The organism is Reyranella humidisoli (genome assembly GCF_019039055.1).
GTDB lineage: Bacteria > Pseudomonadota > Alphaproteobacteria > Reyranellales > Reyranellaceae > Reyranella > Reyranella humidisoli.
In genome coordinates, this window is the sequence record NZ_JAHOPB010000001.1 from 2341174 (window position 1) to 2353380 (window position 12207).

Consider the following 12207-nt stretch of genomic DNA (forward strand, 5'->3'; position numbering starts at 1 on the left):
AGGGGGCGACGCACGGAGCACTTCCTGTAACACCCTCACCTAACCTCTCCCTCTAGCGAGGGAGAGGAACATGACTAGGTGGTCTTCTTGTTGAGGACGCCGAAGCGATCCTTCGGCGATTTCTCGCGGGCGGCGGCGCCGTAGGTGCCCATCTCGATGCGGTGCGGGATGGTGAGCATGTAGTTCTTGAAGGCGTTCTCCATCGCCTGCCGCCAGCCCTGCGCATCCTGCGTCTCGTTGACCGACGCCTTGGCAAGCTTCAGCGCGTAGGGATCGCGCTCGGCGATCCTCTGGGCCAGCGCCATCGTCTCGGCCTCGAGCTTTTCGCGCGGGACCACGCGGTTCACCAGGCCCGCCTTCTCGGCATCGGCGGCGCTGATGAAGTCGCCGGTGAAGAGATATTCCTTGGTCTTGCGCGGGCCGAAATCCCACGGCATCGAGAAGTACTGCACGTGGCTGCCGCCCCACTTCACGGCGCGGTCGGCGAACTGGGCGTCTTCGCTCGCAATGATGATGTCGCAGGCCGAGGCGATCATCATGCCGCCCATGATGCAGTAGCCCTGGACCTGAGCGATGGTGGGCTTCGGCAGGTCGCGCCAGCGCATCGTGTTTTCGAAGAAGCGCTCCCACAGGCGGCGATACTCGCCCCTGAAGCCGGGCTCCAACGGAGTCTTCTTCTGGTCCTCCATCTCCTGCGGGCTGCCGAGATCGTGGCCGGCGGAGAAATGCTTGCCGGCGCCGGCCAGGATGATGACCCGCACGTCGCTGTCCTTGACCGCCGCGGCGAAGGCGTCGTCGAGTTCCTCCAGCAGGATGCGGCTCTGCGCGTTCAGCACGTCGGGCCGGTTGGTCGTGATCTTGAGCACCGGGCCGGTGCGGTCGATGAGAAGCGTCGAATAGGTCATGCGGCTGCCTGTACGGGGTGACGGAGTTCGGGCGCGAGACCGGCGCCCATCAGGTCGATGAAATTGTCGCAATAGAAGCGCTGCTTCTGGGCCTCCGTCGTGCCGGCCTTCTCCATCGACGCCTCGAAGCGCTTGATAGGATGGCGGCCGCCCTCGACATGCGGATAGTCGGAGGAGAAGAGGCAGACCTCGTCGCCGGTGTTGGCGATGATCCAGCCGGCATCCTCATGCGGATAGGGCGTGACGCGGATCTGGCGCTGCACGAACTCGCTGGGCTTCAGCGACATTTTCTGCAGCCGCTCCTCGTTGCGATAGAAGGCGTTGTGCGCGCTGTCCATGTTGCGCATCCAGCCAGGGACCCATGACGCGCCCTGTTCGATGACGCCGAACTTGAGGCTCGGGAAACGGTCGAGCACGCGGTCGACCACCAGCGCCGTCAGCGCCTTCATCGGCGGATAGCCGATGGCCATGTAGTCGATCGACTTGAAATTGTCGTCGCCGCCGTGGAAGTCCGGCACCGGCGGGAGGCCGTTGTTGAAATACGCGTCCTCCAGCAGCTTGCCGCCGCCACCGACATGGAAAACGATCGGCAGGCCCGCCTCCTGCGCGATGGCCCACAGCGGATCGAAGCCGATGTGGCTCGGCGAATGACCGTCGGGGCAGCGCGACGGGATCATCAGCGCCTTGGCGCCCAGCTCGATCGCCTCGCGTGCCGCCCGTTCCGTGCGCTCGAAGTCGACGAGAGGCACGTAGCCGGTCGGCAGCAGGCGGCGATCGACCGAGCAGAACTCGACCATGTGTCGCGTGTGGGCGCGCGCCACCGCATAGGTCAGTTCGACGTCGCGGCCGCCTTCCAGCACAGACGAGTAGTTGAGCAGTGCCGTGGTGAACATGAGTTGGCTGGCGAAGCCCAGCAGGTCGACGGAGCGCGGCCGGTCCTGCCGGCTCGACGAACCCAGCGCCTCCCAGTTCTTGCGCAGCATGATCTGCGTCTCGTCGAATTCCGTGGCCGAATCGGCCTTCAGCCGCGTGCTGTGGAAACCCTCGTGACGCGGAAACAGGACGGCGTCGGTGACCGACGCTCGATGCCGGGCTTCCAGGTAGTCCTCGAGAAAACCGGGCACTTCCATGATGTGCGCATCGGCGTCGTGAATGACGCGGCCGCTGGCGTAGGGCATGTTTCCTCTCGAATTTTCTTGTCCGTTTTGCGCGAGCTTATCATGAGCCCAGACATTTCCCACGCCGTGCAGGCCCTTCTCGAAGCGCGCCGCAGCGGCCACCAGATGGCGCCGCCCTTCGCCCTGAAGGACCGCGCTGCGGTCTTTGCCATCCAGGACGGCGTCGCCGCGGCCACCGGCCCGGTCGCCGGCTGGAAAGTCGGCGCGCGCACGCCGACGGCCGAGCCCAATCCGGCGCCGCTGCTCAAGGGGGCACTCGTGCCGTCGCCGGCACGGTTCGACGGCAAGGCGATGCACATGATCGGCGTTGAGGTCGAGATCTCCTTCCACATCGTGCGCGACGTCGCGGCTCGCTCGGCCCCGGTCGAACGCGCGGAAGCGCTCGCCGCGGTGGGCCATGCCTTCGTCGGGATGGAGATTGTCGACACCCGGCTCGCCGACTTCAAGAACGCCGATCCCGAGTGGCTGCTGGCCGACAACCAGATGAACCACGCGCTGGTGGTCGGCGATCCGATCCGCAACTGGAAGACGCTCGACTGGGCCACTCTGCCGGTGAGGCTGGTGGTCGACGGCCAGACGATCGTCGATCAGCAAGGTGGCCTCGGCGCCGTCGATCCGGTGCGTCCGCTCGCCTGGATGATCGATCACGCGGTGCGCCATCGCGGTGGCCTTCGCGCCGGCCAGGCGATCACGACAGGGTCGTGGACCGGCCTGCGCTATTTCCCGCCCGGCTCGCACGCACGCGGTGAGTTCGTTGGATTGGGTTCGGTGGAGGCGAGTTTCTAATTCTCGACGTCCCGAGCGGAGCCGCCCTTCGGCGCTTCGCTCGGGACGACGGTTGGAAATGCTTCGGCCGCAGCCGTAACAACGGCGCGCCTGCCGGCGGCACTGTCCGCCGCATGACAAGCATCGCTTCTCCCGCGCCGTTCTTCGGCCGCCGCGTCGTCGCGGCCGCCTTCGTGCTCGCCGTATTTGGATGGGGGCTCGGCTTCTATGGACCGCCCGTCTATCTCCAGTCGGTGCGCGAGGCACGGGACTGGTCGGTCGTGCTGGTCTCGTCGGCAGTGACTTTGCACTTCCTGGTGGGTGCGGTCGTCGTCGCCAACCTGCCGACGCTCTATCGCCGCTTCGGCCTGCCGTCGGTCACGAAGACGGGTGCCGTGCTGCTGGCGTTCGGCGTGCTGGGATGGGCACTGGCGCGCGAGCCCTGGCAGTTGCTGATCGCGACGTTCCTGAGCGGTGCGGGCTGGGTCGCGATGGGGGCGGCGGCGGTGAACGCCATCGTCGCGCCGTGGTACGCGCTGCGCCGGCCGGCGGCGTTGTCGATGGCCTATAACGGCGCAAGCATCGGCGGTGTCGTCTTTTCGCCGCTGTGGGTCGCGGCCATTGCGTCCTGGGGCTTTCCCATTGCCGCAGCCGTCGTCGGTGCAGTCATGGTGGCCACGGTCTGGTTCCTGGCCGACCGCGTGTTCGCCCATACACCGCAGTCCTTGGGGCAGATGCAGGATGGCGGGATTCTGACGCCCTCCGCCGGCACGACCGTGCCTGTAGAGCGCGGCCTGCCGGGCGGCTCGCTCTGGCGCGACCGTCGCTTCCTCACCCTCGCGGCGGCGATGGCGCTGGGGCTGTTCGCGCAGATCGGGTTGATCGCGCATCTCTTCTCGCTGCTGGTGCCGGTGTTCGGCGGACCGGTGGCCGGAATCCTGATGGGCCTGGCCACTGCGGCAGCAATCGCCGGCCGCACGCTGGTCGGCTGGCTGATGCCGCAAGGCAGCGACCGGCGGCTCGTCGCCTGCGCGAGCCATCTCGTGCAGATCGCGGGATCGGTGGCGCTGCTGTTCGCGGCGGGAACGGATGTGGTGCTGCTGGTGGCGGGAGTGCTGCTGTTCGGCGCGGGCATCGGCAACACCACGTCGCTGCCGCCGCTGATCGCGCAGGTCGAGTTCAGCAAGGCAGACGCCCAGCGCGTCGTGCCGTTGATCGTTGCCATCGGACAGGGGGCCTATGCATTCGCGCCGGCCGTATTCGGAGGGCTGCGGACGCTGTCACCAGCGGAAGGGATGCCGGTGTTCGTCGCGGCCGCCCTGGTCCAGGCGGCCGCGATCGCACTCTTCCTCTTGGGAAGAAGGACCTAGTAGTACCAGCCGGGATACGGGTAGCCGCCCCAGGGGCCCCAATCCCAGTCGTTCATCGCGTTCATGTCGGCCGTCATCTGCTGCTCGTCCGCGAGGTTCTTCTGGAACATATTGTTGCGATATGTGCCGTACGCCGACGCGTTGCCGACATAGATGCACACGCACACCGTCGGGTCCGGATAGACGTAGAACACCTGGCCGTTCTTGATCTCGCGCGAGAACTTGTGCGGCGGCAGGTTCTTGAACGCCGCCTGACGCTGCGGCGTGTTCGCGGGCACGAACTTGAAGCCCGCCGCCACCATCATGTCTTCCTTGTTCGCGATCACCTGCTGCGGGTTCTGGCAGGCGGCGACGGCAGCGCCCATTCCAAGAACCAATGAGAGTGTGGCAATCCGCTTCATCAAAATCCCTCCGTAACAATCGTCTGTCAGGCGCCTGACCATTTGGGTGCCCGCTTCCCCAGGAAGGCCGCCATGCCCTCGCGGAAGTCGGCGCTACCGTAAGCCAGTCTGATGAGATCGTCGATGTTCTCGTCGCCCAGGCGCGCCTGCAGGCGGCGAAGCGCCTCCTTGGTGACCTGCATCGTGATCGGGGCGTGCCCGGCCACGAGATTGGCCATCTCTTCGGCCCGGGCCAGCAGGGCGGCCTGGTCCGGTAGCAGCTCGCTGATCAGGCCGCAGGCGAGGGCCGAAGGCGCGTCCATCAGCTTGGCGAGCAGCATCATTTCCTTGACCCGTTGCGGGCCGATCAGGGCCGCCAGGCGCGCGTAGTTGGCCATCGACAGGCAGTTGCCGAGCGTCCGCGCGATCGGGAAGCCGAACTGGGCGCTGGCCGAGCCGATTCGCAGGTCGCAGACGGCCGCGATGGCCGCGCCGCCGCCGGTGCAGAAGCCGTTGACCGCCGCGATGGTCGGCACGCTGCAGCGCTCTATTTCACCCAGGATGCGGTCCATCTTGCGTTCGTAGGCGATGCCGTCCTCGCCGCTCTCGAAGCTCTGGAACTGGGCGATGTCGGTGCCTGCCGCGAAGGCCTTGTCGCCGCCGCCGGTCACCACCAGGGCACGGACTTCCGCGGTCTTGCCGATGCGGGCGCAGATTTCGGCCAAACCTTCATACATCGCGAAAGTAAGCGCGTTGCGCGCCTTCGGCCGGTTGAGCGTCACCCAGCCGATCTCGCCGCGCTTCTCGAAAAGCAGTTCTTCGGTCATGTCATCCGCAATCGGGGCCAAAAAAGTGTGATGGTGCGTTGCGGCATCATCGTCTATGTCGCCTCACGCCGCAAACGGGCACAGGCAGATCATCATGGCGTTGGAACGGCTTCTCAAGGGGTTCGCGGATTTCCGCGTGGGCTATTATCAGGAGCATCTCGACCTGTTCGAGAAGCTGGCGACAGAGGGGCAGTCGCCGAAGATCCTGATCGTGGGCTGCTCCGACGCGCGTATCGATCCCGGCATCCTGACCCAGACCAAGCCCGGCGACATCTTCACCGTGCGCAACGTGGCGGCGATGGTGCCGCCGGTTCAGATTCCGCCCGACGAGCGTCATCACGGCACGTCGGCGGCCATCGAGTTCGCGGTACGGGGTCTCGGGGTCGAGCATATCGTCGTGCTGGGCCATGCGCTGTGCGGCGGCATCGGCGCGCTGGTCGACGGAAGCGGCGGCGCCTACGCCCATTACGACTATCTCTCCACCTGGACCAGTATTGCCCAGGAGACACGCGACCGCGTCGTCGAGGAGCTCAAGGGACGCCCGCGCGAGGAGGTCACGCGCGCCGTCGAGCAGGCGGCGGTGGTGAACAGCGTGAACAACCTGATGGGTTATCGCTGGATCGAGGAGCGGGTGAAGGCCGGCACGCTGACCCTGCACGCCTGGTGGTTCAACCTGACGGTCGGGCAACTCTATGCCTTCGATCCGAAGTCGCTGAAGTTCGCGGCCGTCGTCGGCGTCAAGCTCGAGGCTGCCATCACAGCCGGAACGCCGCGCTCGGCCCTGAAGCCGGAAGCCTTCGCCGCGGCGCTGGCGGGGAAGAAGCCGGCGTTCTGAGAAGAAAGCGAAGGATCCCTCACTTCGTTCGGGATGACACGATTGTTGGAATTGGCGCAGTACGCCGATCCAAAAACAAGTGTCATCCTGAGCGCAGCGAAGGATCCTTCTCTTCTGCTTCTGCCGTCTGACGGGAGCAGCGGAAGTGTGAGCGTCAGGCCGACAGAGACTTGATCGCGGCGTCGACGCCGCCGGGAACGAAGGGCACGCCCGCCGTCTTCATGGCGAGTTCGGTCGTGGCGAGGCAGCCCAGCAGCATCGGCTCGTTGAGGTCGCCCATGTGGCCGATGCGGAACATCTTGCCCATCATCTTGCCGAGCCCGCCGCCCAGCGACAGGTTGAAGCGATCGACCGCGGCCTTGCGTAGGGGATCGGAGCTCACGCCCTCGGGCATGACGACCGCGGTCACCGAGTTCGAGAGGCGGTCCTCGTTCTGGCAGAAGAGCTGCGGGCCCTTGCCGTCGGCCCCCCACACGCGCACCGCGGCGCGCGTCGCTTCGGCCAGACGCGCATGGCGGGCGAAGACGGCGTCGAGGCCTTCTTCCTCGAGCATCTTCAGCGATTCCTGGAGGCCGAAGAACATGTGCACGGGCGCGGTGCCGACGAACTTCTGCGGTGCGCGGCCGGTCATCATCTCCCAGCTCCAGTAGTGCCGCGGCGTCTTGGACTTGCGCGACACCTCCAGAGCCTTGTTGCTGACGCCGGTCATCGACATGCCGGTTGGCAGCATCAGGCCTTTCTGGCTGCCGCCCACGGTGAGGTCGATGCCCCAGGCGTCCATCTTGTATTCCATGCTGGCGAGCGAGGAGATCGTGTCGCTGAGCAGGAGTGCCGGGTGCTTGGCCTCGTCGATGGCACGGCGCACCTCGGCCAGTGGCAGGACCATGCCCGTCGCGGTCTCGTTATGCACGGTCAGCACCGCCTTGATCTTGTGTTCCTTGTCGGCGGCGAGGCGCTCGGCGATCCTGGCGATGTCGGCGCCCATACGCTGGTCGGCGGGGATCGTCTCGACCTTGATGTCGAGATGATTGGCCATCTCGGTCCAGCTCTCGGAGAAGTAGCCGGTCTCGACCATCAGCACGGTCTCGCCCGGCGAGAACAGGTTGGCCAGCGCGGCTTCCCAGGCGCCATGGCCGGTCGACGAATACATGAACAGGTTCTGGTCGGTCTTGAGCACGCGCTTCACGCCGTTGTGGCAGGCGTGATGGATCGCGACGAATTCTTCCGACATGAAATCGATTACGGGCCGGTCCATGGCGCGCAGGACCCGGTCGGGAATGTTGGTCGGGCCGGGATTATTGAAGAATTGGCGGCCTCGGGGCTTGGCGTTCACGGCGTTCCTCCGTTTTGGAAGCGCGGACTGTGGCGCGAGGCCCTTGGCGAAACAAGCGAGACAAGCGATGCTCAGCCATTAGCTGGATTGAGGGCAAGTATGACCGGGCAAGAGAAAGATTCATCGCAGACGAACTCCGCCGTCGTGGCCGACTACAAGGCGAGGACGGGCAAATCGGCGGCCCTGTTCGAGCGCGCCCACAAGGTGCTGCCCAGCGGCATCACCCACGACGCGCGCTACCTCGATCCCTATTCGATCCACGTCACGCGCGCCGTCGGTCCGCGCAAGTGGGACGTCGACGGCAACGAGTATGTCGACTATTTCGGCGGCCACGGCGCCATGCTGCTCGGCCATTCGCATCCCGCCGTCGTCGAGGCGGTGAAGCGGCAGATCGAGCTGGGCACGCATTACGGTTCGAGCCACGAGCTGGAAGTGCGCTGGGCCGAGCTGGTGTGCGAGTTGACGCCGTGCGCCGAGCGGGTGCGCTTCACCGCGTCGGGTACCGAAGCCTCGCACATGGCGATCCGCCTCGCGCGCGCCCACACCGGCAAGGACAAGATCCTGCGCTTCCTCGGCCACTTCCACGGCTGGCATGACCATGTCACGGCCGGCGCTGGCGCGACTTACGACGGCGGCACGACGCCCGGCGTGCCGCAGGAAGTGGCCTCGCTCTCGATCGTGATGCCGCAAAGCGACGTCGCCGCGGTGGTGAAGGTGATCGAGGAGCGCGACGACATCGCGGCCGTCATGTTCGAGCCGTCGGGCGCCTCCTGGGGCCAGGCACCGCTGCCGCCGGGCTTCGTCCAGGCGGTGCGCGACGCCACGGCGAAGAAGGGCGTCGTCATGCTGATGGACGAAGTCATCACCGGCTATCGCTGGTCGTCGGGCGGCGCGCAGCAGGCTCTGGGCATCACCCCCGACCTTTGCATCCAGGCCAAGATCGTGGCCGGCGGCCTGCCGGGCGGCGCGGTCTCGGGCAAGCGCGAGATCATGGACCGCATCGATCACGCCGCGACCGCGGCGCGCAAGATCGAGCGCATCCTCCATCCCGGCACCTTCAACGCCAACCCGCTGTCGGCCGCCGCCGCCGTCACCGCGCTGTCGCTGGTGCGCGACGAGAACCTCGCGGAGAAGGCCAACAAGACCGCGGCCGAACTGCGCGCGGCACTGACCGAGGTGCTGGTGCAGGAAGGCGTGCCGTGGGGCATCTATGGCCAGAGCTCGACCTTCCTGATCTATCCCAATCCGTTCGGCGACCCGATCGATCCCGCGACCTTCGATCCGCTGAAGGTGCCGATCGAGAAGCTCAAGGGCGCGCGCGGCGCCGGTCCGCTCACCGGCAAGATCCGCATGGGCCTGATGACCCACGGCGTCGACGTCATGGGCGCCCCCGGCGGCTTCGTCTCCGCGACGCACGGTGGCGCCGAGATCGAGAAGACGGTCCACGCGCTGCGCCAGACCGTTCGTGCCCTCAAGGCCGAACGTGAAGTAAAGGCGGCGTAATACCCGTCCCACTCATCAAGTGGCTTGGCGCGGGGAGGGTGAGGTGGGTCATCGACCTCCGAACCCGTACATCGCTTTTGTTGAAGCACCACCTCATCCTCCCATTGCTTCGCAATGGGTCCCACCCTCTCCCCCGCTGCGCGGCGGAGAGGGTGAGCTGACAAGAACAAAGAAACGGGGGAAACGACCATGTACGGAATGACCAAGCCCGTTCGGGCCACGGAGTTCACTCGGTTGCCGGAGAAGTTCCGCAATCCGTCGCGCACGTCGTGGGGCGATACCAATGCCGTGGGGCAGTTGCTCGACTCGTTCCTCGAAGGGCCAAGCTTCGATCGTGCCGGCAATCTCTATGTCACCGACATTCCGTTCGGGCGCATCTTCCGCATCAGCCCGGCGGGCGAGTGGACGCTTGTGAGCGAGTATGACGGCTGGCCGAACGGGCTGAAGATCCACAAGGATGGCCGCATCTTCGTCACCGACTACAAGCGTGGCATCGTCCTGCTCGATCCCGCGACCGGCAAGGTGACGCCGTTGCTTGAGACGCGCGGCTCGGAGAGCTTCAAGGGCGTCAACGACCTGTTCTTTGCCGCCAACGGCGATCTCTATTTCACCGACCAGGGCCAGACCGGCCTGCACGACCCGACCGGCCGCGTCTATCGCTACGACACGGCGGGCAAGCTCACGATGCTGGTGGACACGGTGCCCAGTCCCAACGGGCTGGTGATGAACAAGGCCGAGACCGTGCTCTATGTCGGCGTGACGCGCGGCAACGCGGTGTGGCGCCTGCCGCTGATGGGCGACGGTACGGCCAGCAAGGTCGGGCTCTTCATCCAGATGAGCGGCGGCCATGCCGGCCCCGACGGCATGGCGCTGGACGAGGAGGGCGGGCTGGTGATCGCCCATCCCAGCACGACGGCCTGGCGCTTCGACGCGCTGGGACGGCCGACGCATCATGTCGATTGCGGCGACGACATTTTCTGCACCAACGTCGCTTTCTCGGGCCAGGACCTCTACGTCGTCGTCTCGCGCCGCAGCGAGAAGATCGCGGCCGGCACCATCCTCAAGGCGACCATGCCGGTTGGCGGCAAGCCCATGTTCAGTCACGCCTGATGCTCACCATCGGCAAGCTCGAACCGTCCGACCGCGCGCAATGGGAAGTGCTGTTCCGTGCCTACATGGATTTCTACGAGCGCACCCTGCCGCAGGCGATGTACGACCGCGCCTGGGACGAGTTCGCGAAGGATACGCGCATGCACGCGTTGGGCGCCCGTCTCGACGGACGGCTGGTCGGCATCACGCACTTCCTGATCCACGCAAACACCTCGTCGGACGATGTCTGCTACCTGCAGGACCTGTTCACCGAGGCCGAGGTGCGCGGCAAGGGCGTGGCCCGCGCGCTGATCCAGGCGGTTGCCGACTGGGCGAAAGCGCAGGGCTGCCCACGCCTCTACTGGCAGACGCAAGCCAGCAACGCGGCAGCGCGGCTCCTCTACGACAGGATGGCCGTGAACCGCGGGTTCATCCGTTACGATATCGAACTTGGCTAGTGCGCAAACAAACAACTCATCCTGAGGAGGCGCGCAGCGCCGTCTCGAAGGATGGGCAACGGAGGTGGTGCGCGTGCCCATCCTTCGAGACGCGGCCCGCCGGGCCGCTCCTCAGGATGAGGTCAATTGGGTTCGGGCGACGGAGAGTCTAACGCTTGCCTTTGCCGATATGCGCGACGGCTTCGATCTCGACGAGGATCTCCGGCGCGGCCAGCGCGCTGACTTCGACCAGGGTCGAGGCGGGGAAGTCACCGGTGAAGAACTCGCGGCGGGCCTGCCAGACCTTGGTGTTGTTGGCGATTTCGGTGAGGAAGATCGTGATCTTCACCACGTCGGACATGGCGCCGCCGGCGGCTTCGACCAGCGACTTGATCTTGCCGAAGATCACCTTGGCCTGGGCATATTCGTCCATCGCACCCAGCGCCTTGGGATCGCCACTGCGCGCGGTCATGCCGGAGACATAGACGACGCCATCCACCACGAGGCAGTTGGACCAGCGCTCCGCCGGCGGTTCGGCGACGTCGGGCGAGATTACGCGGCGAATGGTCATGGCATATCCTCTCTGCTGTGCGGGCCTTAACCGGGCGTGGCGCCCGACGCCTTCACGACCGGCGTCCATTTGTCGATCTCGCCCTGGATGAAGCGTGTCACCTCGGCCGGTGTCATGGTGCTTCCCTCGGCGCCGATTTCTTCCCAGCGCTTGATGACGGCAGGTTCCTTCAGCACGGCCTGCATCTCGGTCGCGAGGCGGTCGACGATCGGCTGCGGCGTCTTCGCCGGCACCGAGATGCCGAACCAAGAATAGGAAATCAGGTCGGGATAGCCCAGCTCCTTCATGGTCGGCACGTCGGGGAAGGCGGGGCTGCGCGTCTCGCCGCTCACCGCGAGCGCGTTCACCTTGCCCGCCTTGATATGCGGTGCGGCCGAGGGCAGCGAGTCGAACATCACCGGCACGTTGCCGGCAATCGTGTCGATCATGGCGGGTCCGGCGCCGCGATAAGGAACGTGGACCAGGCCGGCGCTGATCACCTGCTCGAGGCGCGCGCCCAGCAGATGGTTGCTCGAACCCGCGCCCGAGGTCGCATAGGAGACCTTGCCGGGATTGGCCTTTGCGAAGTCGACGAACTCCTTGAAGCTCTTGGCTTGGAAGTTCGGATTGGCGACCAGGACGCTTGGGTTTGTCGAGGCGATGGAGACGTGAATGAAGTCGCCCATCGGATCGAAGTCGGCGCCGCCATAGAGCGTCGGCGAGATCGACAGCCCCGAGATCACCGACATCAGCAGCGTGTAACCGTCGGGCGGCGATTTTGCGACGATCGCCGTGCCGACCATCGCGCCCTTGCCGGGCTTGTTGTCGACGACGATGTTCTGGCCGAGCTTCTGGCCGAGATATTCGGCGACCATGCGGGCCACCACGTCGGTCGTGCCGCCGGGCGCATAGGGCACGACGAGCTTGATGGGTTTGGAGGGCCAGGGCGCGGATTGCGCGGCGGCCGGGGCGGATGCGACGGCGAGCGTCGCAGCGACGAATGAGCGGCGGTTGAGCATGCGCGGAGTATACTCC

Annotated in this window: 13 protein-coding genes; 6 read left to right on the top strand and 7 right to left on the bottom strand. The window is 66.0% G+C overall.

Annotated features, from left to right (window positions below; all coding sequences use genetic code 11):
* Window positions 1–74: 74 nt before the first annotated feature.
* Window positions 75–905: an enoyl-CoA hydratase gene (locus KQ910_RS11395; protein WP_216959749.1), complete on the bottom strand. Its 831-nt coding sequence runs from the start codon at window positions 903–905 to the stop codon at window positions 75–77.
* Window positions 902–2083: an amidohydrolase family protein gene (locus tag KQ910_RS11400; RefSeq protein WP_216959752.1), complete on the bottom strand. Its 1182-nt coding sequence runs from the start codon at window positions 2081–2083 to the stop codon at window positions 902–904. Before KQ910_RS11400 ends, KQ910_RS11395 begins: the two co-directional genes overlap by 4 nt.
* 42 nt (window positions 2084–2125) lie before the next feature.
* On the opposite strand from KQ910_RS11400, the gene KQ910_RS11405 reads away from it, so the two are divergent.
* Both KQ910_RS11405 and KQ910_RS11410 read left to right on the top strand, forming a co-directional pair.
* A complete protein-coding gene (locus KQ910_RS11405) occupies window positions 2126–2869 on the top strand; it encodes a 2-keto-4-pentenoate hydratase (protein WP_216959767.1) in 744 nt (247 codons plus the stop codon).
* Between the two features lie 113 nt (window positions 2870–2982).
* Window positions 2983–4218: an MFS transporter gene (locus KQ910_RS11410; protein WP_216959769.1), complete on the top strand. Its 1236-nt coding sequence runs from the start codon at window positions 2983–2985 to the stop codon at window positions 4216–4218.
* Here KQ910_RS11410 and KQ910_RS11415 read toward each other — a convergent pair.
* Window positions 4215–4619, bottom strand: a complete 405-nt coding sequence (locus KQ910_RS11415) for a hypothetical protein (RefSeq protein ID WP_229600387.1) — start codon at window positions 4617–4619, stop codon at window positions 4215–4217. The two genes, KQ910_RS11410 and KQ910_RS11415, sit on opposite strands and share 4 nt — an antisense overlap.
* Window positions 4620–4645: 26 nt before the next feature.
* Window positions 4646–5425: an enoyl-CoA hydratase/isomerase family protein gene (locus KQ910_RS11420; protein ID WP_216959772.1), complete on the bottom strand. Its 780-nt coding sequence runs from the start codon at window positions 5423–5425 to the stop codon at window positions 4646–4648.
* 94 nt (window positions 5426–5519) lie between these two features.
* Here KQ910_RS11420 and KQ910_RS11425 point away from each other — a divergent pair, with 94 nt between their 5' ends.
* The gene (locus KQ910_RS11425; RefSeq protein WP_216959774.1) at window positions 5520–6260 is read left to right on the top strand and encodes a carbonic anhydrase; all 741 of its coding nucleotides are present in this window, start codon (window positions 5520–5522) and stop codon (window positions 6258–6260) included.
* 154 nt (window positions 6261–6414) lie between these two features.
* On the opposite strand, the gene KQ910_RS11430 is transcribed toward KQ910_RS11425, so the two are convergent.
* Window positions 6415–7593 (bottom strand): pyridoxal-phosphate-dependent aminotransferase family protein, encoded by a 1179-nt coding sequence (locus tag KQ910_RS11430; protein ID WP_216959777.1) that lies wholly within the window; start codon window positions 7591–7593, stop codon window positions 6415–6417.
* A gap of 99 nt (window positions 7594–7692) precedes the next feature.
* Here KQ910_RS11430 and KQ910_RS11435 point away from each other — a divergent pair, with 99 nt between their 5' ends.
* From KQ910_RS11435 to KQ910_RS11445, 3 genes are all read left to right on the top strand, one after another.
* Window positions 7693–9096 carry an aspartate aminotransferase family protein gene (locus KQ910_RS11435; protein WP_216959780.1) on the top strand — a complete coding sequence of 468 codons (1404 nt, stop codon included), beginning with the start codon at window positions 7693–7695 and terminating at the stop codon, window positions 9094–9096.
* Between the two features lie 189 nt (window positions 9097–9285).
* Window positions 9286–10206, top strand: a complete 921-nt coding sequence (locus KQ910_RS11440; protein ID WP_216959783.1) for an SMP-30/gluconolactonase/LRE family protein — start codon at window positions 9286–9288, stop codon at window positions 10204–10206.
* The gene (locus KQ910_RS11445; RefSeq protein WP_216959787.1) at window positions 10206–10643 is read left to right on the top strand and encodes a GNAT family N-acetyltransferase; all 438 of its coding nucleotides are present in this window, start codon (window positions 10206–10208) and stop codon (window positions 10641–10643) included. Before KQ910_RS11440 ends, KQ910_RS11445 begins: the two co-directional genes overlap by 1 nt.
* A 148-nt stretch (window positions 10644–10791) precedes the next feature.
* Here KQ910_RS11445 and KQ910_RS11450 read toward each other — a convergent pair whose 3' ends face one another.
* Window positions 10792–11193: a RidA family protein gene (locus KQ910_RS11450; RefSeq protein WP_216959790.1), complete on the bottom strand. Its 402-nt coding sequence runs from the start codon at window positions 11191–11193 to the stop codon at window positions 10792–10794.
* A gap of 26 nt (window positions 11194–11219) precedes the next feature.
* Window positions 11220–12191 (bottom strand): Bug family tripartite tricarboxylate transporter substrate binding protein, encoded by a 972-nt coding sequence (locus KQ910_RS11455; RefSeq protein WP_216959793.1) that lies wholly within the window; start codon window positions 12189–12191, stop codon window positions 11220–11222.
* Between the last annotated feature and the right edge of the window lie 16 nt (window positions 12192–12207).

Coding starts and splice junctions, on each gene's coding strand:
- KQ910_RS11445 (WP_216959787.1), top strand. CDS start 10,206: ATGCTCACCATCGGCAAGCTCGAACCGTCCGACCGCGCGCAATGGGAA.
- KQ910_RS11450 (WP_216959790.1), bottom strand. CDS start 11,193: ATGACCATTCGCCGCGTAATCTCGCCCGACGTCGCCGAACCGCCGGCG.
- KQ910_RS11425 (WP_216959774.1), top strand. CDS start 5,520: ATGGCGTTGGAACGGCTTCTCAAGGGGTTCGCGGATTTCCGCGTGGGC.
- KQ910_RS11435 (WP_216959780.1), top strand. CDS start 7,693: ATGACCGGGCAAGAGAAAGATTCATCGCAGACGAACTCCGCCGTCGTG.
- KQ910_RS11395 (WP_216959749.1), bottom strand. CDS start 905: ATGACCTATTCGACGCTTCTCATCGACCGCACCGGCCCGGTGCTCAAG.
- KQ910_RS11400 (WP_216959752.1), bottom strand. CDS start 2,083: ATGCCCTACGCCAGCGGCCGCGTCATTCACGACGCCGATGCGCACATC.
- KQ910_RS11455 (WP_216959793.1), bottom strand. CDS start 12,191: ATGCTCAACCGCCGCTCATTCGTCGCTGCGACGCTCGCCGTCGCATCC.
- KQ910_RS11440 (WP_216959783.1), top strand. CDS start 9,286: ATGTACGGAATGACCAAGCCCGTTCGGGCCACGGAGTTCACTCGGTTG.
- KQ910_RS11415 (WP_229600387.1), bottom strand. CDS start 4,619: ATGAAGCGGATTGCCACACTCTCATTGGTTCTTGGAATGGGCGCTGCC.
- KQ910_RS11410 (WP_216959769.1), top strand. CDS start 2,983: ATGACAAGCATCGCTTCTCCCGCGCCGTTCTTCGGCCGCCGCGTCGTC.
- KQ910_RS11420 (WP_216959772.1), bottom strand. CDS start 5,425: ATGACCGAAGAACTGCTTTTCGAGAAGCGCGGCGAGATCGGCTGGGTG.
- KQ910_RS11405 (WP_216959767.1), top strand. CDS start 2,126: ATGAGCCCAGACATTTCCCACGCCGTGCAGGCCCTTCTCGAAGCGCGC.